Annotated in this window: 22 protein-coding genes; 7 read left to right on the top strand and 15 right to left on the bottom strand. The window is 60.0% G+C overall.

Annotation, left to right across the window (positions count from 1 at the left end):
• Positions 1–6: 6 nt before the first annotated feature.
• The 3 genes from E4021_RS06850 to E4021_RS06840 are packed head-to-tail and all read right to left on the bottom strand — an operon-like array spanning position 7 to position 4250.
• Complete coding sequence (locus E4021_RS06850) at positions 7–1335, bottom strand: Gfo/Idh/MocA family protein (RefSeq protein WP_136457722.1); 1329 nt, start codon at positions 1333–1335, stop codon at positions 7–9.
• A gap of 46 nt (positions 1336–1381) precedes the next feature.
• The gene (locus E4021_RS06845) at positions 1382–2506 is read right to left on the bottom strand and encodes an alpha/beta hydrolase family protein (RefSeq protein ID WP_136457720.1); all 1125 of its coding nucleotides are present in this window, start codon (positions 2504–2506) and stop codon (positions 1382–1384) included.
• Between the two features lie 34 nt (positions 2507–2540).
• Positions 2541–4250: a family 20 glycosylhydrolase gene (locus E4021_RS06840; RefSeq protein ID WP_136457718.1), complete on the bottom strand. Its 1710-nt coding sequence runs from the start codon at positions 4248–4250 to the stop codon at positions 2541–2543.
• Positions 4251–4313: 63 nt separating this feature from the next.
• On the opposite strand from E4021_RS06840, the gene E4021_RS06835 reads away from it, so the two are divergent.
• Together E4021_RS06835 and E4021_RS06830 are read left to right on the top strand one after the other, a co-directional pair.
• Positions 4314–6485 (top strand): TonB-dependent receptor, encoded by a 2172-nt coding sequence (locus E4021_RS06835; protein ID WP_168797496.1) that lies wholly within the window; start codon positions 4314–4316, stop codon positions 6483–6485.
• A gap of 279 nt (positions 6486–6764) precedes the next feature.
• Positions 6765–7901 carry a S1C family serine protease gene (locus E4021_RS06830; RefSeq protein WP_136457714.1) on the top strand — a complete coding sequence of 379 codons (1137 nt, stop codon included), beginning with the start codon at positions 6765–6767 and terminating at the stop codon, positions 7899–7901.
• A 257-nt stretch (positions 7902–8158) separates the two neighbouring features.
• Here the strand turns inward: E4021_RS06830 and E4021_RS06825 are convergent, their stop codons facing one another.
• The 12 genes from E4021_RS06825 to E4021_RS06770 form a co-directional block, all read right to left on the bottom strand.
• Positions 8159–10357: an ExeM/NucH family extracellular endonuclease gene (locus tag E4021_RS06825; RefSeq protein WP_168797495.1), complete on the bottom strand. Its 2199-nt coding sequence runs from the start codon at positions 10355–10357 to the stop codon at positions 8159–8161.
• A gap of 80 nt (positions 10358–10437) precedes the next feature.
• Positions 10438–11064, bottom strand: coding sequence for a hypothetical protein (locus E4021_RS06820; protein ID WP_136457711.1), 627 nt, complete (start codon positions 11062–11064; stop codon positions 10438–10440).
• Positions 11065–11239: 175 nt separating this feature from the next.
• Positions 11240–11515, bottom strand: a complete 276-nt coding sequence (locus E4021_RS06815; protein ID WP_136457709.1) for a hypothetical protein — start codon at positions 11513–11515, stop codon at positions 11240–11242.
• A gap of 33 nt (positions 11516–11548) precedes the next feature.
• A complete protein-coding gene (locus tag E4021_RS06810) occupies positions 11549–11866 on the bottom strand; it encodes a hypothetical protein (RefSeq protein WP_136457707.1) in 318 nt (105 codons plus the stop codon).
• Between the two features lie 120 nt (positions 11867–11986).
• The gene (locus E4021_RS06805) at positions 11987–12661 is read right to left on the bottom strand and encodes an NUDIX hydrolase (protein ID WP_168797494.1); all 675 of its coding nucleotides are present in this window, start codon (positions 12659–12661) and stop codon (positions 11987–11989) included.
• Positions 12658–13416, bottom strand: coding sequence for an SDR family oxidoreductase (locus E4021_RS06800; RefSeq protein WP_136457703.1), 759 nt, complete (start codon positions 13414–13416; stop codon positions 12658–12660). Before E4021_RS06800 ends, E4021_RS06805 begins: the two co-directional genes overlap by 4 nt.
• Positions 13417–13440: 24 nt before the next feature.
• Positions 13441–14274 (bottom strand): 5-dehydro-4-deoxy-D-glucuronate isomerase, encoded by an 834-nt coding sequence (gene kduI, locus E4021_RS06795; RefSeq protein WP_136457701.1) that lies wholly within the window; start codon positions 14272–14274, stop codon positions 13441–13443.
• 344 nt (positions 14275–14618) lie between these two features.
• Positions 14619–15233 carry a M23 family metallopeptidase gene (locus E4021_RS06790; RefSeq protein WP_136457699.1) on the bottom strand — a complete coding sequence of 205 codons (615 nt, stop codon included), beginning with the start codon at positions 15231–15233 and terminating at the stop codon, positions 14619–14621.
• A 309-nt stretch (positions 15234–15542) separates the two neighbouring features.
• Positions 15543–16013, bottom strand: a complete 471-nt coding sequence (locus E4021_RS18025; protein ID WP_168797493.1) for a T9SS type A sorting domain-containing protein — start codon at positions 16011–16013, stop codon at positions 15543–15545.
• 830 nt (positions 16014–16843) lie between these two features.
• Positions 16844–17446: a T9SS type A sorting domain-containing protein gene (locus E4021_RS06780; protein ID WP_136457695.1), complete on the bottom strand. Its 603-nt coding sequence runs from the start codon at positions 17444–17446 to the stop codon at positions 16844–16846.
• 910 nt (positions 17447–18356) lie between these two features.
• Positions 18357–19337: a T9SS type A sorting domain-containing protein gene (locus E4021_RS06775; RefSeq protein ID WP_136457694.1), complete on the bottom strand. Its 981-nt coding sequence runs from the start codon at positions 19335–19337 to the stop codon at positions 18357–18359.
• 252 nt (positions 19338–19589) lie between these two features.
• Positions 19590–20576: a T9SS type A sorting domain-containing protein gene (locus E4021_RS06770; protein WP_136457692.1), complete on the bottom strand. Its 987-nt coding sequence runs from the start codon at positions 20574–20576 to the stop codon at positions 19590–19592.
• Positions 20577–20914: 338 nt separating this feature from the next.
• Between E4021_RS06770 and metG the strand changes: the two genes are divergently transcribed.
• The 5 genes from metG (at position 20915) to E4021_RS06745 (ending at position 26834) form a co-directional block, all read left to right on the top strand.
• Complete coding sequence (metG, locus tag E4021_RS06765) at positions 20915–23059, top strand: methionine--tRNA ligase (protein WP_136457690.1); 2145 nt, start codon at positions 20915–20917, stop codon at positions 23057–23059.
• Between the two features lie 143 nt (positions 23060–23202).
• The gene (locus E4021_RS06760) at positions 23203–24228 is read left to right on the top strand and encodes an acyltransferase family protein (RefSeq protein ID WP_136457688.1); all 1026 of its coding nucleotides are present in this window, start codon (positions 23203–23205) and stop codon (positions 24226–24228) included.
• Between the two features lie 75 nt (positions 24229–24303).
• Positions 24304–24990 carry a phosphatase PAP2 family protein gene (locus E4021_RS06755; RefSeq protein ID WP_168797492.1) on the top strand — a complete coding sequence of 229 codons (687 nt, stop codon included), beginning with the start codon at positions 24304–24306 and terminating at the stop codon, positions 24988–24990.
• 93 nt (positions 24991–25083) lie between these two features.
• The gene (locus tag E4021_RS06750) at positions 25084–25827 is read left to right on the top strand and encodes an electron transfer flavoprotein subunit beta/FixA family protein (RefSeq protein ID WP_136457684.1); all 744 of its coding nucleotides are present in this window, start codon (positions 25084–25086) and stop codon (positions 25825–25827) included.
• Positions 25828–25874: 47 nt separating this feature from the next.
• On the top strand, positions 25875–26834 hold the full coding sequence (locus E4021_RS06745) for an electron transfer flavoprotein subunit alpha/FixB family protein (protein ID WP_136457682.1): 960 nt from the start codon (positions 25875–25877) through the stop codon (positions 26832–26834).

Below are 26834 nucleotides of genomic sequence, written 5' to 3'. Positions count from 1 at the left end.
GCCCCACTAGGGCCGTTCGTAGGGTGCCCGGTAGCGGCGGGCCAGTAAGGTCGCGTCCCCGCCGGAGAGGGTCCGCGTCTCGGGGTCGTAGCTCAGGGTGCCACCGTCGAGCATGGCCAGGTTGCCCAGGATGCAGGCCGCCGAAGAAATCACCCCCTCCTCAATGTCCGCCACCGGGCGCGTCCCCGAATCAATGGCCCGCAGAAAGTCAATAAAATGCGCGCGGGTGGCCGGCGCGGCGTGCAGTTCGATGTCCTTTTCTTCGAGGTCCTCGGGGAACTCTTCGCGCTCGTAGCGGGCCTCCACCCGCACGGTCTCGCCGCCGGCCGGCGTAAAATCGTATTTGTGCGGATCGGCCTCCAGCGTGCCCTGGTCACCGTAAATCTTCATTGCCCAGGGAAACTCCGGGTCCGGGGCCTTACCCCAGGTGCGGTGCTGCCATACGCAGCTCAGCCCGTCGTACTCAAAGACCACATGCTGGGTATCGGTGATGGTGGCGTCGGCCTCCGTCTGTACGTAGATGCCCCCCGTGCTGCTCACCTCCAGCGGCCAGCCGAGGTCAAGCATCCAGCGAGTCATGTCGAACATATGGACACACATGTCGCCGACAATTCCGTTGCCGTAGGCCCAGAACGAACGCCACCGGCGGTGCGGCAGGCCCTTGTAGGGCAGCAGGGGGGCCGGACCCGTCCACATGTCGTAATTAAAGAAGTCGGGAACGGGCTCCTCCTGTCGTACCGCACGGTCGCGCATGTGGTAGTAGCAGCACACCTCCACGTGGGCTACGGTGCCTAGTTTGCCGGCGTCCACGATGTAGCGCTTGGCCTCCACCAGGTGGGGGGTGCTGCGCCGCTGTAGCCCCACCTGCACTACGCGATCGTGACGGCGCGCCGCGTCCAGCACCGCCTCACATTCACGCACGTCTACGCCGACGGGCTTTTGCAGGTACACGTGGGCACCGGCTTCAATGGCCGCCACGGCCTGCAGGGCGTGCCAATGGTCGGGGGTGCAGACCAGCACGATTTCCGGACTTTCCTCCCGCAGGAGCCGCTCGTAGTCGAGGTACAGTTTAGGTTCCGCGCCGGGGATCCGCTGGCGTACCAGGGCCGCGGCACCGGCCAGCATGTGCTCGTCTACGTCGCACAGGGCCACCACTTCCACCTCGGCCACCTGGATTAGCCGCATGAGGTCGCTCTTACCGTACCAACCGCAACCGATCAACGCTACTTTCCGCGGGGCGGCGGCGCGCGGGTGCCGGGAAGGGTGGGGAAGCGGCCCGAGGGGCAGGCCCGCAAAAAGTACCGGGGCGGTCTGAAGGAAGGTGCGTCGTTTCATGGCTGGTGCTTGTGTGATGGCTAATATACTCGTCGGGCGGCCGGCATCAGTAGCGGGCGTCCAGCCAGTCCGTAAGTTGCTGCAGCACGCGGGGGTCGAGGGTGGTCATTATCGACCCGTATTCGTTCGGGTGGCCGGTAAGGGCGGGCTGGAGCAGGTGGTTCAGATCGGGGAGGGCTACGGTGGTAAAGTCGGGATTACCGCCGCGGTCCAGGGCCGCGGCCACCGCCTCCAGGTTGTTGATGCCCACCTGGGTGTCTTTTTCTCCGTTCAGGGCCAGCACCGGCACGCGCACCCGCTCCAGGAACACCGTCGGGTCCAGGGAAAGGAATTGGCGGATCCACGGGCTGCTCAGGCTTCGGGCGTAGGTAGCGGCAAAGGTGGCCGGATCGTAGATGCTCTTTCTGATCGTGGAATCCAGCCGCGGCAGGAGCGTAAGGATGGTATCCTTCAGCTCCCGGACAAAGGCGGCAGAATCCAGGTTCGGATGTTGCTTCACGTACGTGAAGGCCCCCCGGATGACAGGTTGGTCCGGCGGCGTCTGTCCGGCAATCATTTGGCGCTGGTCCAGCATCAGGCTGTCCAGCGGCAGGCCCGGTGCCGCCAGCAGAATTAGAAAGTCTACCGAAGGGGTCTGAGCGGCGGCAACCATGGGGGCCACCAGCGCGCCTTCGCTGTGGCCGATGAGGCCTACGGGTACGTCCCGGAACGCTTTTCGCCCCCGGAGGTACGCTACTGCCGCCGCCGCGTCCTCCGCAAAGTCGGTTGTAGTGGCGCCGAAAAAGTCACCCGTACTCCCACCCACGCCGCGCTCGTCGTAGCGCAGCACCCCGTAGCCACGCCGGGTTAGATAGTCGCTAAGCACCAAAAAGGGACGGTGGTTGATAACGGGACCCAAATCCTGGTTGCGGTCCTGGGGACCTGAACCACTGATGAGAACGGCCAATGCGCGGGCAGGGGCGTCGGTGGGCAGGGTCAGTTCACCGGCCAGCTCTACGGTATCGGCACCGCCGGGGAAGCGCACCGATTCGCGGAAGTAGGGAAAATCCACCGGTTCCTGCGGTCGTAAGGTGTCAGGGGTGATTTGAGGACCGTAGATAGTCGCACAGGCCCTGCCGGCCCCCATTGCCGCGAGGGAAAGGAAGGCGGCAAGTAACCAGGAGCGGATCATAGGCGGTGGAGTAACGGCAACCGGGGGCCGTGGATCAGTTAGAAGGGTCGTCGGCCTCCGCTTCCGTCTCTGCGGGCGCTTCCGCCTCCTCACCACCGTCCTTCAGTACGCGGGTATCGTAGGTGCCGATGCCCTGCTCTTGCAACCATTCCTGGTGCGCCCGGAGGCGGCGGCGGAAGTCGTCCCAGTCGCGGCGCGCCTGTGGCGTCCAGCCCACTTCGGCGAGGGCCAGCAGGCGGGGGAAGGTGAGGTAGTCGATGTCTTCGAGGTTCTGGATGGTCTCACCCCACAACGGGGCTTCAACGCCCATGATGTCGGAATCGGTAAGTCCCTCGGCCATGGTGGCGGGGTCCCAGAGGTAGGCGGAGTCCACTTCGATGTAGGCCGCCCAGTGCAGTCCGATGCGCGAGGTGCTGTCGTACTGCATATCCAGGTAGGCGCGGGTGGCGGGACTCATCAGTACCGGGTTGCCCGCGGCCTGGGCCTTGAGGGCGTAGTCGGGGTGGGCCCACAACTGTACGACCGTACCCGGCTCCAGGGCGGAGGTGGCTACCTCGTCCCAACCCATGGGTTGCTTGCCGTTGCGCTTAATGATCTTTTGCACCTCGTTGACGAACTTGACGTAGTCTTCGTGGTCGGTGGCGTCGCTTTCGTCGCCGCCCAGGTGGAAGTAGGGGCCGGGTGTCAGGGCCCCGATCTCCCGCACTACGTCGTCGATGAATACGTACACGGAGTCCTGGTCGGTGTCCAGCGTGCTGAAACCTACCCGGGTACCGGTATAGGGCTCGGTGGCCTTGCCGTCTTCATTGAGGATGGGGTAGGCCGACAGGGCGGCGTTGGTATGGCCGGGCATATCGATTTCCGGCACGATGGTGATGCCGCGCGAGGCGGCGTAGGCTACGATCTCGCTGTAATCCTCCTGCGTGTAGAAGCCGCCGGGGGTGCCGCCGACTTCCGACTTGCCGCCGATCTCGGTCAGCTTGGGCCACGATTTGATCTCGATACGCCAGCCCTGGTCGTCGCTCAGGTGCAGGTGAAGGTGGTTGATCTTGTAGGGGGCAATGCGGTCGATGACGGCCTTCACTTCTTCGACCTCAAAGAAATGCCGGGCCACGTCGAGCATGAAACCGCGATAGGGGAAGCGGGCCTCATCGTTGATGGTACCTTCGGAGATGTATACGGCACCCGCGTCCGCGCCCGAAAAATGAAGCACCTGTTCCAGGGTCTTGACGGCGTTGAGCATGCCGTCGCGCGTTCCGGCGCTGACCTCGATATTACCGTCGCGGAAGTTGATGCGGTAGGCACCTTCGGTCAGGTCACTGCGCACGTCGAACTGCAGGGGCAGTACCAGATCGGGCAGGCGGGAATAGAGGTAGCGCTGGGCGTCGCCGATAATGGCGTCCGAACTCGGCATCACGTTGCCGGAGTAGGTTTCGTAATACGCATCTCCTTCTCCGTCCACGATCGAAGCCGGCAGGGGAATGAGCGGCAGTTCGGAAAGCGCGGGCACGTTGGCGGGCTTGGGCGGGGGCTCGTTGCCGCAGGCGGTCAGAAGCAGGAGGAAGAGCAGGGGGAATAAACGCACCACGTAGTAACTGAGATTTGGTAGAAGCGAAAGGTAATTCAAAATCGGGAAGCAAAAAAAGGGCTCCCGGTGGTCGGGCGTGGCGGCAGGAAGTCCGGCGTGGATTACCTTTGCGGCGATAACGGGGTGCTGTCCCCCCTCCGGGGCGGCTGAGATCATACCCTTTGATATTTATTCAAGGAACCTGCCCGGGTAATGCCGGGAAGGGAAAAACCATTACGCATGAAGCGTCTGTTGCTGAGCGCCCTGTCGGGCCTCTTCTTTCTCCCATTGCTTACCGCCCAGCGAGCCGTCGACACCATAGCGAGTGTCTACGAATTCGATTACCCGATCACGGTAACGGCCACGGCCGCGCGCGCCGAAACGCCGGTCACCTTCGTTAACCTGACCCGAAAGGACATCGCCGTGCGCAACCTCGGTCAGGACGCGCCCTACCTGCTCAAGTGGACCCCCTCGGTGGTCGTCAATTCCGACGCCGGAACGGGCATCGGCTACACGGGCATCTGGATCCGCGGCAGCGACCCCACCCGCACCAATGTGACCATCAACGGTATACCCTACAACGACTCCGAAAGCCAGGGCGTGTACTGGGTCAACCTGCCCGATTTCAGTTCCTCGGCCGACCTGATCCAGATCCAACGGGGCGTGGGTACCAGTACCAACGGCGCCGGGGCCTTCGGGGCCACCATCAACTTCAGTACCCTGGGCGATGACGCCGAACCGGGCCTGCAACTCGACGGCGGAGTGGGCAGCTTCGGCACCCGCCGCGGAGTGGTGAACTACCGGGGCCAGACCGAGAATGGCTTCCGGGTGGCGGCCCGCTACAGCAAGATCCACTCCGACGGCTACGTCGACCGTGCCCGCGCCGACCTCGACGGCTACTACGCCGCGGTGAGCAAGGAGGCCGGCACGGCCCTCATCAGTTTCGTGGCCTTCGGCGGACACGAGGTGACCTACCAGAGCTGGAACGGCGTGACGCAGGACGAGATCGATACCTACGGCCGTACCTATAATTCCGTGGGCACCGAAAAGGAGGGTGAGCCCTACGACAACGAGGTCGATAACTACCGCCAGAACCACTACCAACTGCACTACAACAACCGCCTCAGCGACCGCTACGACCTGAGTGTGAGCGGCCACTACACCCGGGGACTGGGGTATTTCGAGCAGTATAAGGCGGACGAAAGCCTGGCCGATTACGGTATCTCCGCGGCGGTGGACGAAAGCGACCTTATCCGCCGGCGCTGGCTCGACAATCACTTCTACGGTACGGTCTACAGCCTGCGCTACCGGCAGGATCGCTGGGACCTCACTTTTGGCGGATCGGCCAACGAGTACCTCGGCGACCACTACGGGGAGGTAATCTGGGCGCGCTTCGCCGGTGACTCCGAGATCCGTGACCGCTACTACGCCAACGATGCCACCAAGCGGGACTTCAGCAATTACCTGCGCGCCAACTACGGCCTGACCGACGCCCTGAGCGCCTACCTCGACGGACAGGTACGGCACGTGAACTACGAATTTCTCGGTCCGGACGAAAACTTCAGCGAACTGGAACAACGGGCGGGCCACACCTTCTTCAACCCGAAAGCCGGGCTCGTCTACCAGCCCGCCCGCGGCACCCGGCTTTACGGCAGCTTCGGCGTGGCCCAGCGGGAGCCCAACCGCAACGACTTCGTGGACAACCCCGCCGCCACCCGGCCGGTACCCGAAAAGTTGTTCAATACTGAGATCGGGTACAGCCGCGGTACCCCAAACAGCAATTACGGCATCAACCTTTACCATATGGCGTACCGCGATCAGCTGGTGCTGACGGGCGCACTGAACGACGTGGGGGAGTACATCCGCACCAACGTACCGGAGAGCTATCGGCTGGGCCTCGAGTTACAGGGCGGCTTGCAACTCGCCCGGCACTTCACCCTCGGCGGCAACCTGACCGTAAGCCGCAACCGGGTGGGACGCTTCACGGAGGTGCTGGACGACTACGACGGTGACTTTGCGTACCTCGGACAGTTCGAAGCAGTACGTGAAAATACTCCCCTGGCCTTCAGTCCGGATCTCACCGGCGCACTGGAGCTGGGCTACGATCGCACCGTGCGGCAACACGGCTTCTCGGCCGCCCTGCAAACGAAGTACGTCGGAGCCCGCTACGTGGATAACAGCGGCGCCGAAGAGAGCAAACTCGACGGCTTTTACTACACCGACCTCCGCCTGGGGTACACCCTCCGAGAACGGTACCGCCTGACCTTGATGCTGCGCAACCTCACCGACCAACTCTACAGCAGCAACGGCTGGGGCTACCGCTACCGGTTCGACGGACAAGCGACCACCCTGCAGGGAATGTACCCCCAGGCGGGAAGGAATTTCATGCTGAGCCTGGGCGTGGACCTGTAGGTTGTGCGAACTACACGAAGGAAACACGGTGAAAACTTTCTGCTATTGACGTTCTCGCGTGCATCTTTTTGGTTACATCACCGATACGGAGGCCATCAGCTTAAGTCGCGCCGACATGAGGGTCATAGACTGCACTCGCACCATTGTTATGGCCCGGCAACCTTCACCAAGCGCCCCTTCCCGCCGTGGAAGGGGCGCTTTTTTGGTGTCTATTCTAACGGTTTGTTAAGCATACCACCTTATATTTTTGCGTTGTAGTTGCGAATAACCGGACGACACGTGAAAAATTTTCTGCTCTCCTTCCTTATCGTAGTGGCCGCCTTTGCCGCCGGGCGCTACTTCTTTCCCGCGGAAACGGCGGCCCCGCCGGCCCTGCTGAACGTGGTCGCCCACCGGCCGGCACCCGATAGGGCCAGTGCCGGAGAGCGGGTAACACCGGCCGACGTTACCCTGGCTTCCACTCCGGAAGAAGAACGCACCATTCGCCTTTTTGAGGAGGCATCCCCGGCCGTTTGCTTTATCACCACCAAGGCCATGCGTCGCTCGTTCTGGAGCTACGGCGAGGTGGAGAGCGGCTCCGGATCGGGTTTCCTGTGGGACCGTGAGGGACACGTCATCACCAACTTCCACGTGATCAACGGGGCCAATACCAGCTCCATCGCCGTCACCCTCAGTAACGGAAAGACCTACAATGCCCGCGTTGTGGGCTTCGAACGCGAGAAGGACCTCGCCGTCCTGAAGATCGATGCGCCGGCCGCAGAACTGCAACCCATCCGCGTCGGCAGCAGCCAAAATATTCGTGTCGGACAGTCGGTCTACGCCATCGGTAACCCCTTCGGCCTCGATCAGACCCTCACCACGGGAGTCGTCTCCGCCCTCGACCGCGAAATCCGCAGCCAGGCCGGAGTGCCCATCAAGGGGGCCATCCAGACCGACGCCGCCATCAATCCGGGCAATTCCGGCGGACCGCTCCTCAACAGTTCCGGCGAGTTGATCGGCGTAAACACCAGCATCTACAGTCCTTCGGGGGCCTCGGCGGGCATCGGCTTCTCCATCCCCGTAGACATTGTCCGCTACGTGGTCGATGACGTCATCCGCTACGGGGAAGTGCGCCGTCCGGTCCTCGGCGCAGATTTGCGGCAGTACGGCCGCATCAATGGCCTCATTGTCGTCACCGTGGATCCGGGCGGCGGGGCGCAGGCGGCCGGCATTCAGGGCCTGAGTCGCGATGCACGTGGGAGCCTGATTCTGGGCGATGTGCTCGTAGCCATCAATGGTAGTCCGATTCGCACTACCTCAGACTTGTACCTCGAACTGGAAAAGTACGAGCCGGGTCAGGTGGTCAAGCTGACCATTGTCCGCGGCGATCGTGAAGGGAAGGTCGACGTTCGGTTGGGCAGCTCGGTAGATGGGTGAAACCAAAGGGGCGCCTCCCTCTTGCTGTTTGGAAGGCATGGTTATCTAGTTGGCTGTAAAGGCTAAATGCTTGCGTATTCGGCAGGCCTTGAGGTCGCCGATGAGCATGTCCTCTGCGTTCACGCCGGTAGGATTAGTGGTCGGCCATTCGGTGATCGTACTGGCCGCTGCATCGCGTATGGCACTGAAGTTCTCGGCGCTAAACGAAGGTAAGCGGACGGGAACGGATGGAGGTTACGCCAGTGTGAATTCTACCTTTAAGGCACAATCACCTTGAAAGTGAGCGCCTCGCTGCCCTCCTGGCGCAGCACCAGGAAGTACACCCCGGTGGGGAAGCCGGCCACGCTAACCCGCGCGGTTCCCCCGGCCGGTGCGCTCCCCGACGCCATCAACTGACCGGCGGAATTGGTGAGCAGGTAGCTCCCGGGGCGGGTAATGCCTTCGAGGACATAGGTCGCAACGTCGATCCTTTGCAGGGTCACGGAAGCCGATGCGGTGCCGGAAGGGGCTATGCCATTCGCCTCCGCGCTCAGGTCGAGGCCCACCACGATGGGGTCGTGGTCGCTGAAGCGGTAAAAGTCGGGTGCGTAGAGGGCGTTACCGGCACCTTCCTGGTTATAGTCCAGCACGTCGGGCTCTGGCGCATTGACGGTCCAGGCGGTGGCACCGGTAACGTGTGCCGCCAGTGACGGACTGGCCAGGGCGTAGTCCAGGCTGCCCCACTGACCTCCGAAGACGTAAGACGGCGGGCCTCCGCCGCAGGGAAATTGATCGTTATCGGTAGTGCGGGTATTTACGTAGCCCGCCGCGCGGAAAACTTCGATGGGCGCTTCCAGGCGGTAGCTGTTCAGGTCGCCGACCACCAGGATGTTGTCTTCTTGCACGCCGGTAGGGTAAGTAGCCAGCCAGTCCACGATCGCGCGGGCCGCGGCGGTGCGGGTGCCGTTGCAATTGCCCGCTCCATTGGCGTCATCGTCGCCACTGCCGCAGGCACTGCCCTTGCTCTTGAAATGATTCACCACTACGGTCACTTCCCGGTCGAGGTTGCTGCTGGCGGAGTCGATGACGCGGAAGGTCTGCGCGAGGGGTACCCGATTGGAGCCGCGGCCCCGGAAGAGGGATTCGGGCGTCGAGAGTGCCGCAGCGGTACCGGATTCGGTCAGGCGATCGCCGCGGTATACCAGGGCCACGGTAATGTCGTCGTCGCCGGTATCGGGCGAGCGGACGAGGTCGTACTGGCGATCGCACGAGGCATTCAGGGCGTCCACCAGTCGTCGCAGGGCAACATTGTCGTTGTTTTCAATTTCAATCAGTCCAAGGATGTCGGCGTCGAGGGTACAGAGGGCGGCGACAATCTTGGCCTCCTGCCGCAGCAGTTCGCTTTCCGTGTCGGCCCCCCGCTGCTGCAGGGTGGTGAAGTAATTGAGCACGTTGGCGCTTACGACTCGGATCTCGCCCCCGACTTCCGGAGCGGCGGTCGGCCGTGGGTTGCCGCTCAGGGTCACCGTGCCGTATTCGGTGGGCTGCAGGCGGTAGCGGTCGAATCCGTACCCGAGGATACCGGTCAGCCCCTCGATCGTTTGCCCCGCCCGCAGTCCGGTGGCCGTAGTCAGGGTTGAACCGTCGGGTAACCGCACCGGGCTAAGGTTCGTACCGCCCCGTCCGTCGTCGACCACCAACACATCGTTGGCGAGGCTGTCCAGGTAGGCCCGGTAAGCGACGGAATCGGGCAAGTTGCATTCCGTGAACTGCGCCAGCCGTTCACCCGAGGTCACTTCCACTTCCCCGAATCGATCAAGGTTATCGACGCGGGTCATCACCACATTATTCAGGTCGACGCGCATGCCCTCCAGGGCTTCGAGTGCCGGACCGGTACGGGGCAGGGTGAGCGGGGTGGACTGCGGCAACCGCAAACCCTGGCTTTCCACGGTGATCGTGGCACCCGCGTCCGCGCCCCGGAGCTGGGTCTGCCCGAAGTATTCTTCCACCTCGGCGGTAACCGTAACACGGTCGCCGACCTCAACGTCTGGCGACCCGGCAAAGACGAAAATGCCTTCGGAAGTCAGCGTGTCCACATCCGCGTCCTCGTCCTCCTCCTGCAGGTAGAACCCGCGCAGGCCATCTTGAAAATCGCCGGTGACGATACCCTGGACCGTGACCTTCGTGCCGGTGAGCGGACTCGTTGCACCACTCCCCTGAACGGTGTGAATGGCTACGGTGTCGGGGGAGGGTACACTCCCTGCTCGCGACTGCACCGCGGTATCGGCGTCGGTCGGGCGGGGGCGAAGGCCGGTTTTCCTGACCTCCTGGACGGCATCGTCGAGCACCGAAAGATCGATACGAATGACGGTCTCCCCCGTGGCGGGGCCAAAGACGCGATCATCTCCCGGACCACGATCCTGGGCTTGGAAGGGTAGCGACAACAGGAGCGCAAGGGCAAGATAAAAGGGCTTCACGGCGCGGCGGGTACTTTTGGCGCGCAAAGGTAGTGCCTTTTGCAACTGCCTGCACCTCACCCAATTAAAAAGCCGGAAACTCAGTAAGTTGCGTAGGGCATGCGCTTGCTGGCGTTGCGCATGAGGTCTTCGATCAGGTCCTCGGGCTTATTGAAAATTCCGCCACTGGCCTCCCAATCGTAATTCCAGATCATGCCCGCTTCCGCATCGTGGAGGTCCATATTTACGGTAGTGGCGTTGGTGGTCCCGGACACCCCGGCCAGCACGCCCAGGGCGATGGCGGCCCCCTGGCTCATCGGTTTGCTGGTATTGAAGCGGGTATTGATGACGGCGTCGACCCCGAGTGCCCGGGCCATCTCGGCCGGTGTAAGGTTGCGGTTGTCAATGCTGTAGCCAGCGCGCTCCAGTTTGGCGTTGGTGGTTCCCGGGTCCATAATCTCAAGGCCGCGGATCTTGCCCTGTTGCTTGCGGCGCAGCATCCAGCTGTAGATCTCGCGCTGAAACGTGTAGGTATCCTCGCGGGCGGCGGCTTCTAGCTGGGCCTGGTCGTCCTTGGGCCGGCCTTTGATGGCCACCGTAGGTGGGGCGATCGCGATCAGCTGGTGCTGGCTCGTGACGGAGGTCATATTGGGTGACTCGTATACTTTCGGACCGCAGGATAAAAGGAGCAGGCTCCCCAATAGCAGCAGGATAAGCAGTGGTTTCATTGGACGGTGAGTTGGGTGTAACGGATAGATTAAATTACGCCCTATTCCAATGCGACAACCAGGTTTTCAGCCAAATCCGCACCGAACGTGCCAACCCTAGGAGAAAACAAAAAGACCGTTCAGCGTTACAGCTGAACGTTCTTTTGTCTGCGGTGCGGATGGGGGGTGCCCGGGCTTAGCCGATCGTGTAGGGCATACGCTTGCTGGCGTTGCGCATCAGCATTTCCACCAGGTCTTCGGCCTTGTTGAGTACGCCGCCGCTCGCTTCCCAGTCGTAGTTCCAGATCATGCCCGCCTCTGCGTCGTGGATGTCCATATTGACGGTGGTGGCGTTTGTGGCTCCGGATACGCCCACGAGCAGTCCGAGGGCGATCGCGGCACCTTGGCTCATGGGTTTGCTCATATTGAAGCGGGTGGTGATCACCGCGTCGACGCCGAGGGCGGCGGCCATTTCGGCGGGGGTGAGGGTGCGGGCATCCAGGGTTTAGCCGGCGCGCTCCAGTTTGGTGTTGGTGGTCTCGGGGTCCATGATCTCCAGTCCGCGGATCTTGCCCTGTTGCTTGCGGCGCAGCATCCAACTGTAGATTTCTCGCTGAAAGGTGTAGGTATCCTCGCGGGCGGCGGCTTCTAGCTGGGCCTGGTCGTCCTTTGGCCGGCCCTTGATGGCCACCGAGGGCGGTACGATGGCGATGAGCTGGTGGCTGCGGCTCACGGAAGCCATATTCGGGGCCTCGTAGACCTTGGGGCCGCAGGAAGCAAGGCACAGCAATGCCAGTAAGAGGGTAGTGGTGAACAGTCTCATATCGTGTGTGAAAGGGTGAGTGAAGTTGACCCATCAAGGGCCGTTAAGCAATGCTAAAATAGATCGGATTACAGTTCCGGGCTACGGAATTTGGTGCCATTACACAAAGAATAACATTTTCTAACCATTCATTTCCCGTTCCAGGGCGCTTCTGTCCAGGCGGTAAAGTATAGGTCCTCCTTTAACGCCGGCCCGTTTTTCACTGGTTTCGATCAGGAAATCGTAGGCGAGAATCTTGCGGCGGAAGTTGCGTCGATCGAGGGACTCACCCAGTATCCCTTCGTAGAGCTTCTGGGCCTCGGTCAGGGTGAAGCGTTCCGGCAACAGGTCGAAGGCCAGGGGGCGGTCCCGCAGGTGCTGTATCAGGCGGTGGTGCGCGTCTTGCAGGAGCCGGTTGTGGTCGAAGCCCAGTTCGGGTACCTCGGTGAGTTTGTGCCAGGCCGCTTCGCTGAGGTAGCCGCGCGCGATGGGGGTGTGGTTTTCGGGTTTGACGAGGGCGTAATAGGAGGTAGTCACTACCCGCCGGACGGGGTGGCGGACGGGGTCGCTGTAGGTGGCCACCTGTTGCAGGTATAGGTCGCGTACCCCCACGAGTTCGAGCAGCACCCGGCGGGCAGTTTCTTCCAGTCGTTCCTCGTCGCCCATTGCCCCGCCGGGGAGCACCCAATATCCGGAGAAGGGCTCCACGGCCCGCTGCACGAGGAGCACCCGGAGTTCGCCTTTCGAGAAGCCGAATACGGCACAGTCGGCCGTGTGGGCTGCCGCGCTGGTCTGGGGTGTGACCCGGATATTCAACGTCCCATCCATCCGCCGTCCACCACGAGGATGGTTCCGTTTACGTAATCGGATGCCGCGCTGGCCAGAAAGACCGCCGGTCCTTTGAAATCGTCCGGCTCCCCCCAGCGTCCGGCGGGAATTCGGTCCAGAATGGTTTGGGATCGTTCGGTGTTGTCCCGCAGGGCTTGGGTATTATCGGTGCGGATGTAGCCCGGAGCGATAGCGTTGACCTGGACGCCGTGACCGGCCCACTCATTTGAGAGTGCCATGGTGAGCTGGCCAATGGCTCCCTTGGAAGCGGCGTAGCCGGGGACCGTAATGCCCCCCTGGAAGGTAAGCAGGGAGGCCGTGAAAATGATCTTCCCGCTGCCGCGCTGCACCATGCCGCGCCCGAACTCCCGGGAGAGAATGAACTGGGCGGTCTGGTTGATTTCGATTACCCGGTCCCAGTAGGCATCGCTGTGCTCCGCGGCGGGGGCCCGCAGAATGGTGCCCGCGTTATTGACGAGGATGTCGGGCACCCCGTGGTCGGCTGTTACGGCCTTGACGAAGGCATAGAGGCTTTCGCGTTTGGCGAAGTCGGACTGGTAGGAGGAAAACCGGCGTCCGGTGGCCCTCACGGCCCGCTCGATGGCCGAGTCCGGGCCGAGAGTAGCGGAAACGCCGATGATGTCGGCTCCCGCTTCCGCCAGCCCGAGGGCCATTGCGTAGCCGATGCCGCGCTTGCAGCCGCTTACCACCGCCGTTTTGCCGCTCAGGTCAAATGAAGTCATGGTCTTGGGTTGATGCGGATTTGGTTAGCGGATCTCGTCGAGGGCGGCGGCGTCCATGTCGCTGAAGGACTGGTTTTCACCGGCCATTCCCCAGACGAAGCGATAATTGGCCGTGCCGGCACCGCTGTGGATGGACCATGGCGGGGAGATAACGGCCTCGAAGTTGCGAACGGCCAGGTGGCGCGTTTCCTGCGGCCTGCCCATGAAGTGCATTACCAGTTCGTCATCCGGGACGTCAAAATACAGGTATACCTCCATCCGCCGTTCGTGGGTGTGGGGGGGGAAGGTGTTCCAGATATTGCCGGTGAGTAGTTCGGTGAAGCCCATTACCAACTGGGAGCTTTGGATGCCGTTTTCGTGGATGTACTGGTACAGCACTCGCTTGTTGGCGTGGACGTCGTTGCCGAGTTCTACGCGGTTGGCGTCCTGTTGGGTATACTTGGTGGTCGGATGCTCGGCGTGGGACGGCGCGCTGTTCAGGTAGAAGCGGGCGGGGGAGGAGGAGCGGGCACTGGCAAAGGTAACCTCGCGCGCGCCACGTCCGACGTATAGGCAGTCGAAGCGAGCCATCGGGTACTCGGTACCATCCACCGTCACCGTGCCGGAGCCGCCACCAAGATTCAGGATGCCGAGCTCGCGACGTTCCAGAAAGTACTCCGCGCGCAGGTCATCGTCGTTCTCCAGCGCCAGGGGAGCATCGGTAGGAACGGCCCCTCCGAATATGAAGCGATCGTAGTGGGAGTAGAGCAGGTTTATTTGTCCCTCCAGCATCAGATTCCCGGCCAGGAATTCATCCCGTATCTCCTGAGTATTCAGCCGGGTAAAGTGATTGGGGTGGATGCCGTAGCGGGTCTGCATGATAATCTATTGTGCGTCAAATATACACAGAATATTAAGTGAGTCCTTGCATTATTGAATTGTTTACCCCCCATGCCTGCCTTCGCTCAGAGCTCGTGTGCTAGTAGGTGTCGCCATTTGGTGTATGCGAAGCCCTAAAGGCAAATAATACCGGGGAACGCAGAGCCGCACCCCCCCGAGCGAAGCGAGGGACAGAGCAAAGACGGCCTTAGCCCAATTGCCCCTTGAACCCCCCCGAGCGAAGCAAGGGACAGATGAAAGACGGCCTTAGCCCCTTAACCCCTTAGCCCCTTGACCCCCCCCCGAGCAAAGCGAGGCAAAAAGGCAAACCCGAAAATTCACTCCTAAGGACGAACCCAAAAAGGCATAGGATCCACGGCCCGCTTGCCCTTGCCCGGCATAATTTCGAAGTGGAGGTGGGGGAGGGTATGTTGTGCGTTACCGGTGTTACCTACGGTGCCCAGGATCTCTCCGGCGCTGACCGACTGCTCTTCTGCCACCGACCAATCGTCGAGGTGGGCGTAGTAGTACACGCGGCCGGCCCTGTCACGCAGGTAGAGCTGGCGTCCGCCGTTGCCGCCTTCGCGGAGTCGGATGATCACTCCGTCGGCCACGGCTACTACCGGCGTTCCGCGGGGTGCCTCAACGTCAATGCCCTGGTGGAGCCGGTCTTTTCCGCGCTTGTCGCCAAAGACGCTGATCACGGCATCGGTGCTGAGGCCAGCCACCGGAAAGATGAGGTCTGGCGCTTTTGATATGGGCGCCAGGGGAGTGATGGCTGCCTGAGGCAGGGTATCTACGATGCGCGTTTCCTTCACTGCTTCCGCGGGAGCTTCCACTTGAATACAAAATCCGGCGTCTTCCATCGAGAGCGCCGGATCGGGTTGTGGTTGGGGGACGGTCGTACCGACCATTAGGGCGATAAGTGCCACTTCCGAAAGCAGGGCTGTTCTGAGCATACCTGGGCAGGTTGGTTGAGCGAAAAACGTCCGCCCGAATGCAAAAGTTATCTGCCGGCCTGTCCCGGCCTGACGGTCAGTATGCCGATAAGTTGGTCAGGGAAGGCGTGGCTTGAGTTTTTGCGAATGTTTAGAGCGGCGCGATACACAACTCTTAACATTACTTTAAGCCTCGGCGAATAACCAACTGTCCTTTTTCTCTGGCCTGCACGGTCTGAAAATAGGAAGGTGTATTGCCCGAAAACCACGAGCCCGCGGCAGGATCACTGCAGCGGGCTCGTAGCTTATTGGTAAAGGTTGGTTGCTTTCCTAGCGGACTAATAGGCGGGTGCTCACGGCACCGGCACGCAGTACGTAGATACCGGCGGGCAGCGCGGCCGGCAGATCGAGGGTGCCGATGGTTGCGGCGGAGCGCTTGATCTCACGACCGGTAATGCTGTGCAGCACTACCTCATCCACATTGGCAGGGGCCTGGAAGGTTACCCGCTGACCGGCACGGGCCGGGTTGGGGTAGAGGGCGGTGAGGGAAGCGCTGGTGTTTTCTCCAATGCTGGCGCTGCGGACGGGGTAGTCGGTACGCGTGCCATCAAAGTCCACCTGACTGAGGCGGTAAAGGTTCAAGCCTTCGGAAGGGTTGGCGTCCACGTAGGAGTACTCAACGATTCCATCTGAGAATCCTTCTCCGTCCACTTGGGCTATCTCCGTGAAGCTGCGACCATCGGTACTGTGCTCGATGATGTAGTAGTCGTTGTCGGTTTCTGAGGTGGTCGCCCACTTCAAGGCTACTTTGGCACTTTCGACGCGGGCAGCCCAATAGTAGAGGTTGACCGGAAGCTCTTGGGCTTCAGCCCTGATAGCAGCCTCAGCATCTCTGAAATTGTTAGTTGGTGCATTTTTCTTGAAGGTGATTCCTCGGAAAATTAGCCTTGAGTCATTGGCATCTCCGGTCAGAGTGAAAGCTTTTGCTTGTTCATTTACTGTTAAACCTACCAGCATGTTACCACTGAAGTCGGAGATGGTTACCGTTTCACTTTCCCCAACTCTTAAGTTCAGGGCACCAATAGTCAAGGTTCTTTCGCCACAATTTGTCGGAAATGAGAATTTTTTATTCGCGTTATTCCCGGTCCCAGGAATGTTAATGTAAATGTCGCCAGTTAATGACCCATTTGTATTGGAATACGTACCCGAACATGGAGTGCAAAACCCTTGGGAATTGGTGCTGGTGTAAGTACAGGACTGAGCAAAAATGTAAGAAGATGACGCCAATAGGCATACGAAGAGCAGTAGAAATTGCTTCATGGGGGTGTGTTGTTTAGTGTTGTAACAAATGCGATAGTGCCCTACAGGATGGGGTAGCTACCGTGCTACTAATGTAGCGCGATAGAGGGGGCATTTGTGCACACTTTATCCTACTGCTTCCTTAAGAAAGGAGGGAAAAGACCAGAGCCGTACCAAAAATACACACCTGAAACGGCTGCTTGTCAGCTGTTTATGCGCGTTTACATAGGAAAACAGACGGGGGCAAAATTATTGTGCTTTTCTGCAAATTTTTTGCCCCCGTCCTTTGATTTTGCCATGCCGGCGGTGGTCCCGGTCGTATAATTTGGGGGTCAGTTGACCAGCAGTCGCTCCACCACCTTGCCTACGCGGAGGAGGTAGATGCCGGCTTTCAGGTCGGCGGGAAGCATCAGTCTTGCTTCTTCCTGCGGTCCTACGGGCTGACTAAGCAGAAGCCGACCATCTGGCTGGTAAAGATTCACTATGGTGGGCACCGCGGGTTGCGGGAAGCGCACTACCTCTCCGGCGCGCACCGGATTGGGGTAGGCACCCAGGGCCGCCTGGTTGCCGCGGTATTCCGTGGTCAGTACTGCGAAAGTGGTGGCCGTTCCATCAAAATCCTGCTGCACCAGCCGGTAGTAGTTCAGGCCCGGTGCAGGGGATCCGTGGTGAAAGTTGTATTCCTGGTTAGCCTCGCTGTTGCCTGCTCCGCTGATTTGGGCGATCCGATCGAAGGTCCGACCGTCGGTGCTGTGCTCTACGGCGAAGAAATCGTTGTCCTCCTCCTGGACCGTACCCCAGCTCAGGTCTACACCGGCAGTAGTGGAATTGGCTTCCCAGTAGAGTAGGGAGACGGGTAGGGCAGCTGCATCGGCACGGACTTGGGCTTCACCCTGGGCGAGGCTGGGGAGACCGGCAGCGGTTGAGTATAACACTTTACGGTATATAAACTCGGTATTACCCCCCCCCGGCTCATTATTAGGTACAAAATCGAGGTTAAAATTGATAGCTTGTGGATTCGCTACAATGTTCGAGTCCAGTTCCAGGCGATCATTGATGCCAAGAACAACGGTTAAAGCACCTATAGTCAGAGTGCCAAATTCCCCGCAGCCTTGAGGAACGTTAACTTTTGCCTGGCTTTTGCCGCCATCGTTTACGGTAAGGGTGCCAGTCAATGATCCTCCCGGGAATGAGGAGGGGCATTTCAGGCAAAAGTATTGGGCGTTGGAACTGTTGCTGCTGGAATTTTTGACATACGTGCAACTTTGCCCATAGCCAACGGTGGTGCACATAATAGTTAAGCTAAGCAGTAGAAATTGCTTCATGGTGAGTGTGTTGTTCAAGTGTGGAAAAGGTGGATAGTACCGTTTATCAAAACGAGTTCTTTCCATTATCGAAAATAAGGGGCATCATATACACACATTTGTTAAATGTTTGCAGGACCGATCCCGGGTCAGCTGCTGGTGGCTGGGTACACACCAGCATTAATTGCAAATGGTTGAAATACAGCCGCATAAAAATTACCTTCCCTGTGGTACAACCGCAAAAATATTGTGTGTTATAACGTATTCCGGTCCGCCATCGCCCTTTATTCGGTCGTAGAAGGCCGGGTGAAGGGTAGTTGTCGACGGCGTTCCCAGTTGTTAAGGCGTAAGCGGTGACGAGGAGACAGGTACCACACGGACATGGGAAATCAGGAAGGGCAGGGTAGCTCAATGCGTACCTCCAGGCAGCAGCGGGGCGAGGGTTACCGCTGCCGGCCCGGAGTTAATGGCAGGATGGGACAGCAAAAGGGCCTTTACGCATCGCGTAAAGGCCCTTTTGGCTTTTCTTGTTGGGGTCGTACTAGCGTACGGCCAGCCGTTGACTGTGGGTGCCGATCCGTAATATGTACATCCCCGGGGGGAGATCAGGGGGCAGACTCAATTCGGTGGAGGATCCAACCACCAAACCAGCAATTTTCCTCCCATTCAAGGTAAAGAGGGCTACGGGAGCCGACTGATCATCAGCGGTGATATGGATCGCATTTCCTGGAGTGGCCGGGTTCGGGTAAATGGCCGTAGCTGATCTGTCATTCCGGAAGTATGCGGAGACGACCGGAAACAGTGTCGCCGACCCGTCCAGATCATACTGCACCAGTCGGTAGAAATTGGTGCCCGGGCTAGGAGTGGCGTGCCGATAGGTATAGTCAATTGTTGCTTCGCCGTCGGTTGCTCCTGATCGTTCCGCCAGCGGCGAAAAGTGCAGGCCATTGACGCTGTGTTCAACGATAAAGAAGTCGTTGCTACTTTCCCCTGCGGTGCGCCAGGTAAGGGCGACCGCGTTTTCCGCTACGCTCGCTTGCCATTTTACCAGGGTCACGGGCAGCGCCTGGGGCTCCGGCACGACCGCCCGGTTGTTGGCGGCACTGGACATGAGCGCGGCCAGGTCATCGTAGTTATCTGGATTGTTATTTTTTACGGGTACGTAGTTCTTGCCAAACGCGTGGATGTATCCGCCCTGGGGACTTTGCATTACGGTGATGCTTACACTGGTGCCGTCGGCCACCTGCGGGTCCTCACCGAAGATGAGGTCGGTGTCCTTATCCATAGATATGGTGAAATTGCTTGCGAAGTATATTCCACTCAGGCAACTGGCCGATATGGTATAGGTGGAGTAAACCTCCAGGGTCCCGGTAAATACTCCATCTACCAGCGCGGGGTCCGGACCCGATGAGCAGATGGTGCAAAAATCTTGGTTGATGTTTTGGGAAACAATCTGACAGACAGGCTGCGCCAGAACGGTGCAGCTGATCCCCGACAGGAGAAGCGAGAAGAGGAGTTTCATGAATAGTTTCTAGTGTCGGATCCTGGGATATCCCAGCAATCAATTCGCTTAAGAAAAAAGTATCTAATCCTTGTATTTATAACGGTTTATCCGGTCGTGAGGTACAGTGTTAAGAGGGGTACAGGGAATACTTTCACTGTATTCATACCATCGGGTAGGAACTTTTTGGGCACAAAAAAAGCTCCCTCCGGTCAGGAGGGAGCTTGAATTTCTTTCGCGCGGAACTGCTGGCTGCGGAGAGCGGGTGCCAGACTATCGCACGACCAGCCGTTCGCTGTGGTTGCCCACCTTCAGGATGTACACACCCGGCTGCAGGTTGCCCGGCAGGGCGAGTTGGCTGGCGTTCATGTCGATGCTTACCGGAGCGCTGGCCACCAGCCGACCGTCGAGGTGATAGAGATTGGCGGTGGTCGGAACGCTGGGGGCGGGGAACCGTACGGCCTGTCCGGCGGACGCGGGGTTAGGATATACGGCGGCGCGGGCGCTCTGCTGGTAGTAGTCGGCAGTAACTACGGGGTATACGGTGGCCGAACCGTCCATATCGTGCTGCACCAGGCGGTAGAAGTTGGTGCCCGAAGCAGGCGCCGTGTGGCGGTAGGTATAGGTGCGCTGGTTGTCGCTGGTTCCCGCACCGCTTACGTCGGTCAGGGGAGCAAAGAGTACGCCATCCGTGCTGTGCTCGACGGTGAAAAAGTCGTTGTCGATTTCCCGGCCGGTGGTCCATTGGAGTTCCACCTCGTCGCCCAAGGTCCTGGCGTCCCAGTCGAGCAAGGTGATGGGGAGCATGGCCTCACCGCCACCCGGTGCAACACGTGCGGTGGCGTTCGACATCATGCGGTTGGCAAAGTCGACATAGTCCCGACCAGCCTGATTGGGTTCGTAAGTGGTCAGGTAAGCGGTGATGCTCGAATGAACGTGCTTCCCGTACTCGGCGGTTACGGTCGTTCCTTCGGCGACCGTTGGATCCTGAGCGAAGCTAAGGTGAGACTTGAACTCTGTCCGGAATATGACTTCGCCGGCAAAGGTGATCGCCGACAGGTCAGCCGCCGAAATGCCGTAGGTGACGTTGTCGATAACCAGCGTACCGGTGAACACACCGTCGACCAGGGCAGGATTGGCTCCCTGGGTGCAAACCGTCTGCAGGCTCTGCGATGAATTGGTCTGATTGATGGTACACACTCCCTGAGCAAAAGCCGTGGAGGACAAAACGAAGAAAAGGAAGGTAAAGTAAAAGTTCATGGGATGTGATAAGTGTCTGATTCCGGAAAATACCGGCAATCAATTGGGCTTAGTGTAACATTTGCAGTAAGCCCGATTCCCTTATAAAACGGCCAGAATCAAGGCATATTGCGGGTTGCAGCCAAAATTCATTGTAGGCACATCATTTGTTGAAAAAGATAAGTTCACATCAGGGTAACCGGTTGCAGCGAACACAAAAACCGACTTTTAGGCCATTTTGGAAATATTATTTGTTAACATTTTAACGGAGGTGATCAAAAAACAGCCAACGGCGAACCGAAAACGGTAATTTTTTTCTGGACGAGCCACGAGTCCCGATTGTCCGTTTACTTTGCGCCATGCCTCACCTGCTTACCTCCGCCCTCCCATACGCCAACGGCCCCCTCCACCTCGGTCACCTCGCCGGTGCCTACCTGCCCGCCGACATCTACGCCCGCTACCTCCGGCTCATGGGCAAGGATGTACTCTGGGTCTGCGGAAGCGACGAGCACGGCGCCGCCATCACCCTGCGTGCCAAGAAGGAAGGCATCACGCCCCGCGACATCATCGACAAGTATCATACCCTTAATAAGGACAGCTTCGCGGCCCTCGGTATCAGCTTCGACTACTATCATCGCACCAGCACGCCGCTGCACCATGAGACGAGCCAGGAGTTCTTCCGCACCCTCGACCGTAAGGGCGGGGAGTTCATCATTCGAAACACCGAACAGTTCTACGATCCCGAGTTCAAGCAGTTCCTCGCCGACCGCTATATAAAAGGTACCTGCCCCCGCTGCGGCTTCCCCGATGCCTACGGCGACCAGTGCGAGAACTGCGGCAGCGACCTGAGCCCGAATGAGTTGATCAATCCCGTATCGACCCTAAGCGGTGCCCGTCCCGAACTCCGGGAAACCAAGCACTGGTACTTCGACCTGGCCAAGCACGAGGATTTCCTGCGGACCTGGATCCAGGAAGGAACCGTCGACGGAAAACAGGTGCACGACCCCTCCCGCTGGAAAAAACACGTCATCGGCCAGTGCATGAGCTGGCTCAACGAAGGTCTTCAGCCCCGCGCCATCACCCGCGACCTCGACTGGGGCATCAGCGTGCCGCACCCCGAAGCCGAAGGGAAAGTCCTTTACGTCTGGTTCGACGCCCCCATCGGCTACATCAGCAGTACCCGGCAGTGGTGCCTGGAGCACGGCCGCGACTGGAAAGACTACTGGCAAAATCCGGAAACGGAGCTGGTCCACTTCATCGGCAAGGACAATATCGTCTTCCATTGCCTCATCTTCCCCGCCATGCTGCGGGCGCACGGCGATTACGTCCTGCCCAAGAACGTACCCGCCAACCAGTTCCTTAACTTCGAGGGCGACAAATTCAGCAAGTCGCGCGGCTGGGGCATTGAGCTCCACGAGTACGTCGAAGAGTTCAAGGACTTCCCCAACGGTGAAGACGCCCTGCGCTGGGCCCTGATCCGCAACCTGCCCGAACAGCAGGATGCCGACTTCACCTGGGACGGCTTCACGGAATACTACGACAAGGACCTGGCCGACAAGCTGGGCAACTTCCTCAATCGCGTCACCGTCCTCACCCACAAGTTCTTCGGGGGAAAGGTCCCTGCTACAGCCATTTGGGCGGAGTCGCAGGTGCAAGTCCAACTCGCCGAGTCGCTGGGTCAGATGGCAACCCACATCGAAGCCTTCCGCTTCAAGGACGCCGCCACCACTTTTGTAGAACTGGCCACCTTCGGCAACACATACCTGCAGGAGGCCGCACCCTGGTCGCTGGCCAAGACCGATCCGGATGATCCCCGCATCGCCACCGTCATGTTCGACTGCCTGCAGATCGCCGCCGCGCTTGCCCTCACCGCTCACCCCTTTGTGCCGCTGGTCAGTGCCAAGGTGCGCACCGTCCTCAAGCAGGAGATCGTTGAGAACGGCGACTGGGCCCTGGCGCGCGACCAACTGGCGGCCGGCAGGGCATTGATCGAGACCGGACACGTCATCGGAAAGGCCGGCGTGCTGTTCCCGAAGATCGTCGACCGCAAGGACGACAGCCTGCAGCAGATCATTCAGCGACAGCGCGACAAACTCACCGCCGCCCTCGCCACGCGGGATGCCGCCGCAACGCCGGAATCGAAGGAGATAACAGCTGACCTCCCCCCCACAAAACCCGAGATCACCTTCGACGACTTCAGCAAACTCGACCTGCGGACGGCTACCATCCTGACGGCCGAAGCCATCAAGAAGTCCAACAAACTCCTCCACCTCACCATCGATCTGGGCGGCGGGGAAACCCGGAGCGTAGTCAGTGGCATTGCCAAGCACTTCGATCCGGCTGACCTCCCCGGCAGGGCGGTGGTAGTAGTATCCAACCTCGCACCCCGAAAGATGGCCGGCGTACCCAGCGAGGCCATGATCCTGATGGCCGAGGACGGCGAAGGGAACCTGCAGTTCGTGTCCCCACCCAGCGATTTTGGCAACGGTTGGACGGTCCGGTAGGCCGGCTAAGGCGATCCGGGTTCTCATCAGGCAGGTTGTCCAGTGATTTGACGGGTACATAGTGTTTGGCAGTGTGGTGCGGCGGGCTTACATTTAGTGCCAGCTACTTGCCTTTTAAGCCGCCTATTGGCGACGAGAACACTATGAGAATACACAAAATCGACCTCCTGCGGGCCATCGGTCTGTTCATGATCGTGGCGGCCCACCTGTCGCCTCCCGCCCTGCTGCACCAACTCAGGAATTTCGATGTCCCCCTCATGGTACTCGTCTCCGGAGCCTCCTTGCAGCTTTCACACCGCAACCGGGGGTCTTACCTGAACTACATCTGGAAACGCATCAAACGCCTCGTGGCGCCGGTCTGGCTCTTTCTTACGCTGTGGTTCCTGTTGTTTTACCTCGTCAATCCGAGCCACCCCTACCTCGACGCTGGCAACCTCGAGGCGAGCTACCTGCTCTCCGATCGCGTCCAATATCTTTGGATTATCCGGGTGTTTTTGCTCGTGGCCCTGATTGCCCCCTTTCTGTACCGGATCAACCACCGCATTCGATCGCATACCCGGTTCTTCGCGCTCCTGTTGGCGGGAATCGTTGGTTATCATCTTCTCCGGTACAATCAGTTCGAGGCCGCGTGGGGTGGTGTCTTCACGGCATTCACGGAGTCTGCGCTCTATTACCTGCTGCCGTACGGACTGGTGTACCTGTTGGGCATGCGATTGGTCCAACTGCCCGGCCCGGCCCTGCGCCGCGTCTGGTACTTTTTTGCTGGCACCTTCCTGCTGCTGGCCATGGCACTGGCACTGTGGACGGGCGCTTTGGTACCCACCCAGTCTTACAAATATCCGGTGGCCTATTACTACCTGTCGTATGCCATGATGGTGTCGGTAGCCCTGTGGATATGGGGCGATCGGGTGTGGGCACTCATGGGGCCATCGCTCCAGCGGATGATTTTTTTCGTCTCCAACCATTCCATCTGGATCTACCTGTGGCACATCCCCGCGGTACGGTGCACGGTGTATGCGGACCTATCCTTTTTTACGGCCTACCCCCTTACCCTGATGCTGGCTATCGCCATGACCTGGTTGCAGGTACGGGTGATCAACAGGTTCCTGTTGCCCCGCTTTTCCGACCGGTCGGCCCTGCAAAACATCCGGCTGATCCTCCTGGGCTAGCCAGCTGCGAAAATCCTCGACTACCGCGGCGGCCCGGCGAAACTTTTGGGTTCCCGCCGCGCTCTATGGGTAGACATGCCCTTTCAGCTTCATCCCCCCCGTGAGTACGCCCTCATTTCCACCGGTCTCGTACTGATCGCGGCCGCCCTCTGGGTGGACTACCGGGACGTTGAGCCGGTGTACTCCCCGTACTCCGGCGAATACCAGGGGCACGAGATCAATCCCATCGACCGCCTGGGGTATACGGTTCGCGACGACCGTGCGGGCAACCTGGCCGACGTAGGGCTGTTCGGCGGTCCGGTGTTGCCGATTCTGCTTTCCTTCGACCAACGCACCCGGCCACACTATCCCCTGATCCTCGTGCTCTGGCTGCAGACCATGCTGCTCACTTTCGCCCTCACCAGCCTCATCAAGAATACCGCCAACCGCCCGCGCCCCTACATCTACAATGCGAACTGGCACCCCGAGCGCTTACTCTCGCGCAAGGACCGCGCTGCTTTTCTGTCGGGCCACGCCGCCAACGCTACGGCGGGGGGCGTCCTGTTCGCTGCGCTGCTGGAAGCCTACGATCGGCCCCTGGCTACTTACGGTAGACTGATCGCGGTGGCCGTGGCGGGTTTTACGGCTTTCTTGCGCGTCAAAGCGGGCCGGCACTGGGTCACGGACGCCACGGCGGGCATACTGCTGGGGGGCGCGGTCGCGGGTGCCGTGATCAGACTCCACCGGCCGTCCCACCTGGTTAACGAGCCAACCGTTCCCTAAACCATCCGAACGTTCGGGCCGTTCCATTGGCGAAAATTCGCGGCTCGCACTGTTAGGCGAAAGCCTACTTTATATTTGCCTTAAACCAATTCTATGAAATTGCTAGTGTGCGTCAGTAAGACGCCCGAGACCACCACCAAAATCCAGCTTACTTCCGACGGCACCGAGATCGACCGGTCCGGCGTACAGTACATCATGAACCCCTACGACGAATGGTACGCCCTGGTACGCGCCCTCGAACTCAAGGAGTCAGCCGGCGGTACCGTCACCATTCTCAACGTCGGTCCCGCCGACAACGACCCCATCATCCGTAAGGGCCTGGCCATCGGTGCCGACGACGCCGTACGCATCGACGTTTCCGACGAAAAGGACAGTCTCTACACCGCCCGGCAGATCGCCGAATTCGCCCGCGGCAAGGATTACGACCTGATCCTCTTCGGCAAGGAAACCATCAGCTACAACGGCTCGGAAGTGGGTGCCATGGTGGCCGAGTTCCTAGACCTGCCCTACGTGGGCGACGCCATCCACCTCGAAGTGGACGGAACCTCCGCCACGGTAACCCGCGACATCGAAGGCGGCGAGGAAGTGATCGAAGTCCAGACCCCCCTGGCCCTGAGTGCGGCCAAAGGCATGGCCGAGCAGCGCATTCCCAATATGCGGGGCATTATGATGGCGAAGCGCAAGCCCCTGGAGGTGGTTCAACCCGTCGACTTCCCCGACACCACCCGCATTGCCGCCTACCACAAGCCGGAGGAGAAAGGCAGCGTAAAACTCATCGATCCCGAGAACATGGACGAACTCGTCCGCCTGCTCCACGAGGAGGCCAAGGTGATCTGATCCACTCCCCCCCCCGGCTTATACAATCACCAACTAAAGAAAAAGAAATGGTACTCGTTTACGCGGAAGCGACCAACGGAGAATTCAGGAAAGTGGCCCAGGAGGTCACGGTTTACGGAAAGAAAACGGCCGATGTGCTGGGCACGGAGTGCCACGCTGTCGTGCTGGGCAACACCCCCGGCGCCGAAGCCCTCGGCAAGTACGGGGCATCGAAAGTGCACCGGGTGACCGGCCCGCAGCTGGAAAAGTTTGACGCGGCGGTTTACACCGTGGCCCTTTCGGAAGCGGCCAAGAAATTGGGCGCCACGGTGGTGGTCCTGCCCCACAACAGCACCGGGAAGAACGTCACCGGCCGCCTGGCCGCGCGGCTGGAGGCCGGTTCGGTAGCCGGAGCCAATTCCGTGCCGATGATGAAAGACGGCTACTTCACCGTTACGAAGCCCGTCTTCTCGGGCAAGGCCTTCGCGGATGTACAGCTACTCACCGACGTGAAGGTGATCAGCCTGGCCGGTAACTCAATCCCGGTTGTGGAATCCGGCGCGGAAGCACCCGTCGAAGAACTCTCCCTCGAGCTGCCGGAGCCGAAAACCCGCGTCGTGAAGCACCAGGTGGCCACCGGTCGGGTGCCCCTACCCGAAGCAGAGCTGGTCGTCAGTGGCGGCCGCGGCTTGAAAGGACCCGAAAACTGGTCGGTGATCGAAGAATTGGCCGAGGCCCTGGGCGCCACCACCGCCTGCAGCAGGCCCGTAGCCGACAGCGACTGGCGGCCCCACCACGAGCACGTCGGACAGACCGGTGTAGCTATTCGCCCCAACCTGTACATCGCGGCCGGTATCAGCGGTGCCATCCAGCACCTGGCGGGTGTCAACAACAGCAAGACGATCGTGGTAATCAACAAGGACCCCGAGGCGCCCTTCTTCAAGGCCGCCGACTACGGGGTAGTCGGCGACCTCTTCGAAGTGTTGCCCCGCCTGACGGAGGCCGTCAAGAAGTACAAGGGGCAATAA

Source organism: Neolewinella litorea, from assembly GCF_004803465.1.
In the GTDB taxonomy this organism is placed as follows: Bacteria; Bacteroidota; Bacteroidia; order Chitinophagales; family Saprospiraceae; genus Neolewinella; species Neolewinella litorea.
The sequence above is the reverse complement of the archived record's forward strand: the minus strand, read 5'-3'. Positions and strand labels throughout refer to the sequence as shown.